The sequence below is a fragment of the Microbacterium sp. genome (assembly GCF_036277215.1).
Classification (GTDB): Bacteria; Actinomycetota; Actinomycetes; order Actinomycetales; family Microbacteriaceae; genus Microbacterium.
Genome location: NZ_DASUNI010000178.1, coordinates 1 through 3,416, shown reverse-complemented (window position 1 = coordinate 3,416; position 3,416 = coordinate 1). Strand labels below are relative to the sequence as shown.

Annotated in this window: 5 protein-coding genes; 2 read left to right on the top strand and 3 right to left on the bottom strand. The window is 70.2% G+C overall.

The features are described from left to right. A partial coding sequence (locus VFX99_RS09230; RefSeq protein WP_329666005.1) for an extracellular solute-binding protein occupies positions 1-1,044 on the bottom strand: 1,044 nt, incomplete at its 3' end. Positions 1,045-1,223: 179 nt separating this feature from the next. Here VFX99_RS09230 and VFX99_RS09225 point away from each other — a divergent pair. Continuing rightward, positions 1,224-1,931 (top strand): sigma-70 family RNA polymerase sigma factor, encoded by a 708-nt coding sequence (locus VFX99_RS09225; RefSeq protein ID WP_329666004.1) that lies wholly within the window; start codon positions 1,224-1,226, stop codon positions 1,929-1,931. A gap of 268 nt (positions 1,932-2,199) precedes the next feature. After that, entirely contained in the window at positions 2,200-2,559 is a 360-nt protein-coding gene (locus VFX99_RS09220) for a hypothetical protein (protein ID WP_329666003.1), read from the top strand. Positions 2,560-2,640: 81 nt separating this feature from the next. Here the strand turns inward: VFX99_RS09220 and VFX99_RS09215 are convergent, their stop codons facing one another. Further along, positions 2,641-3,180 carry a hypothetical protein gene (locus VFX99_RS09215; protein WP_329666002.1) on the bottom strand — a complete coding sequence of 180 codons (540 nt, stop codon included), beginning with the start codon at positions 3,178-3,180 and terminating at the stop codon, positions 2,641-2,643. Continuing rightward, positions 3,177-3,416 (bottom strand): hypothetical protein (locus VFX99_RS09210; RefSeq protein ID WP_329666001.1); only part of this gene is annotated, 240 nt, incomplete at its 5' end. The genes VFX99_RS09210 and VFX99_RS09215, both read right to left, overlap by 4 nt.

Below are 3,416 nucleotides of genomic sequence, written 5' to 3'. Positions count from 1 at the left end.
AGCATCGCGCTCCATCGCTTCCGGCGAGGTCAGGTAGTCGACCAGCCGCAGCGCACCGCCCGGGTTCTTCGAGTGGGCCGAGATCACCAGGTTGTGGCCGCCCAGCACGCCCGCGGTTCCAGCCCCTTCGAAGGCGGGAAGGGGCGCGACGGCGAAGCGGTTGCGGATGTCGGACCCCTTGCGCTTGGCCAGCGCGTACGCGTAGGGCCAGTTGCGCATGAAGGTCGCCCGGCCGGCCTGGAACTCGCGCCGCGCCTGCTCCTCCATGTAAGTCACCACTGCGCGTGGCGCCGCACGGTCGCGGACGCCCTGGGCCATGAACTCGAGCGCCTCGAGGTTCTCGGGCGAGTCGAACTCGCTCTGTTTGCCGTCCTCGGAGAGGACGCGGCCGCCGTTGGCGAGGGCCAGCTCGAGGAAGTTCACGGTGAGCCCCTCGTAGCCAGCGCCCTGGTAGACGATCTGGTCCTCGCGCTCGGCGAGCTCGTACACGCCCTGCCACGTCTGCGGAAGATCCTCGACCTGGTCCGTGCGGTAGTAGAGGAAGCCGGCGTCGGTCTGCTTGGGCAGTCCCCAGTACCTGCCGTCGTAGCGGATGGTCTCGAGCGTCGACGGGATGAACTCGTCGCGACGCTCCTCGACCACGGGCGTCATGTCATAAAGCCAGTTCTGCGAGGCGAACTCGGCGGTCCAGATGACATCGGAGTAGAAGACATCGCAGTCGCCGGACCCTGCCTGCTGACGCTGGATGAACTGCGTCCGCTGCTGGTCGGCGGACTCCGGGAACTCGACAAGTCGCGCGGACAGACCCTCGTCCTGGTGGTTTTCGTTGAACGCCCGCACGGATGCCTTCTGCGCCCCCGAGGTGTCCTTGCCCGTGCAGTAGCGGACCTCGCCCTTGGCGTCGTCCGCCAGCGCCGGGTCGATCACCTTCGCCTCGCTGGTCTGCGAGCCGTCACCGCCTCCGGAGCCGGTGCTCGCCTCGTCATCGCCGCAACCGGCGAACAGGAGCGCGGCGACCGCCGCGCACGCAATCAGGACTCTCATGACTTCCTCCTGAGGATGGGGTCGGTGGAGGTATGCGCCGCACGAGTCCCCGATCGCGAAGGGGTGTTCGCCGGCGTACGTCTGGCGGAGTCCGCGGGCCGCCGATGGTGGCTTCCGTCCTCCGTCGTGGTGGACGAACCCCATGGCCTCTCGACACCCTGTCCGCGACGCTGCCTGTTATGGCCCCCGAGGGAAAGAACGACACCGACACCCTGGTTCTCGCCCATCACGCGCTCGCGAGGCACCTGGCTCGGCGCTATGCGCGGGGCGACCGGGAACTGCTCGAGGAGCTGGAGCAGGTCGCCGCGCTCGGACTGGTGCAAGCCGCCCAGCGCTTCGACCCCACGCGCGGAACGGCCTTCTCGACCTTTGCCGTCCCCACCATCGCCGGTGAGCTTCGTCGCTACTTCCGCTCATCGCGCTGGGCGGTGCACGTCCCGCGCCGGTTGCAGGAGGCGTACCTGGCCGTCAGGGACGCGGAGCTCGAGATGACCGCCCAGCTCGGGCGCCGGCCCGGCGCGGCGGAGCTCGCCAAGAGGCTCGGGTGGCCGCTAGATGACCTGCTCGAAGCCATGTGCGCGGGCGGCGCTCTCTCGTCGGTCTCGCTCGACGCACCCACGGAAGACGAGGACACCGGAGCAGCACTCTCAGATCGCATCGGCGGCCACGATCCCGGCTACCGCGCGTGTGAACGACGCGACGAGCTCGAACAAGCCCTGTGCGAGCTCGACCCGATCGCGGAGGAGGCCGTGCGGCTGCGGTATGAGCAGCAGCTGACCTACGGCGAGGTCGCGACGCGAATCGGCGTGTCGGCATCGCACGCCGCCAAGGTCGTCAGATGCGCGCTCGGTGACCTGCGGGCCACGCTCGCCGCCGAGCCTGCGTGAGATCGCCGCCGTAATCCGGCCGACGGTGACCGTAAGCACGCTGCCGGGCGCAGAGGGGCCTCGCCTGCACCGGTGCATGATCGGCCTGCCTCTGGCTTAGAGCCGGAGGTGGAGTCCCCTCCCCGCGATCCGCGGCATGGCCCCGACGCGGCCAGCAGGATCGCTCACGGAGCCGCCGGACACAGCCCGGCGGCGACGTGACCCGTAAGCCTGCCGACGCCGGCGCTCGATCAGCATGCGCACGCGGGGCTAGTGTCGCTTCCGACCGATGCGTGACTGGCCCCCACCGAGCGTCGAGCGATTGCATGAAGGCGTCCTCGGGTCCGTAGGGTCCGTCGAGTTGCTGCTGCGCCTTCGCGCGGACGGCGATCGCCCGCACACGGTCGAGGAGCTCTGCGTCGCGCTTCAGAGTCCGGCGAACTGGACCGAGCGTGAGCTCGCCACGCTCGCGCGAGCGCGATTGGTGAGCCGCGACGACGGCACCGGCTGGCGGTACTCACCCGCGACGACGGCGCTCGCCACGGCGGTCGACGACCTCGCGGACGCATGGCAGCGCGACAGTCGCGCCGTCAGCCGGTGGGTGTTCGCGCCGCGCCGACGGCGGTCGCGGCGCCGCACTGGGCGCTGACGCCGCCGGGAGCCGTCCCCCGCCGCTCCGGGGCGGAGGGCTGAGCCGGTGCGACGCTCCCGGCGGCGGGTTCCGCGCACCTCAAACGTCGAGCTGTATGCGCACCTCATCCTCGCCGGCCGGATGACCGAGCTCGAGCACGATCGGCCGCTCCTCGATCGCTTCGAACGGCAGCGCGAACACGAGCGCCGCACCGCCGAACGTCTCGTCGGCCGCACTGTCCTCGTGCGGCAGGCATTCGCCGGGCTCGAGCATCCGAGGTCCGTACTGGTAGGCATCGACGGTGCCGGCCACACGGGGCATGAAACGTTGGCCGAACGCGTCCTCGAGATGAACCTCATCCGTGGCACGTGCCGGCTCGTCGTCGACCCCGCACGCGGAAAGGGATACGAGGTACAGCCCCACACCGGCACGAGGCGGGTCCCCGCGCCATAGCGCGTCCCCAGGGGTCACGAACGGATTCAGCTCACGGAAGACGACGACGCGATATCGGACACCGGCCAGCTCGACCTGGTTGCCCTCACGCGCCTCGACCGCGTTGTCGACCCGCTCGTTGCCACCGCACCCCGAAACGGCCAGGGAGGACAGCAGTGTTGCGAGGATGCCGACGGCGCACCTCACGAGGACGCCTCGACCATCGAGACCTCCGCCTGCTCGACAAACGCCCGCGACCCGGTGCGATCGAGCAGGTCCGTCAGCGTCACGGGCGGCAACTCTCGGCGCCGCTCTTCCGCAACCCGTTCCGGCGCGCGCACGACGCCGGTGACCTCTACGCGGCCGTCGGGCACCAATGGGCCGGCCTCCCCGGCAGGGAGGATGAGCAATCGGTCACCGGCGGCGCCCGCGAGCACGAATGC

Excerpts from the sequence above, each read along its gene's own strand:
- VFX99_RS09225 (WP_329666004.1), top strand. The coding sequence starts at position 1,224 with ATGGCCCCCGAGGGAAAGAACGACACCGACACCCTGGTTCTCGCCCAT.
- VFX99_RS09220 (WP_329666003.1), top strand. The coding sequence starts at position 2,200 with ATGCGTGACTGGCCCCCACCGAGCGTCGAGCGATTGCATGAAGGCGTC.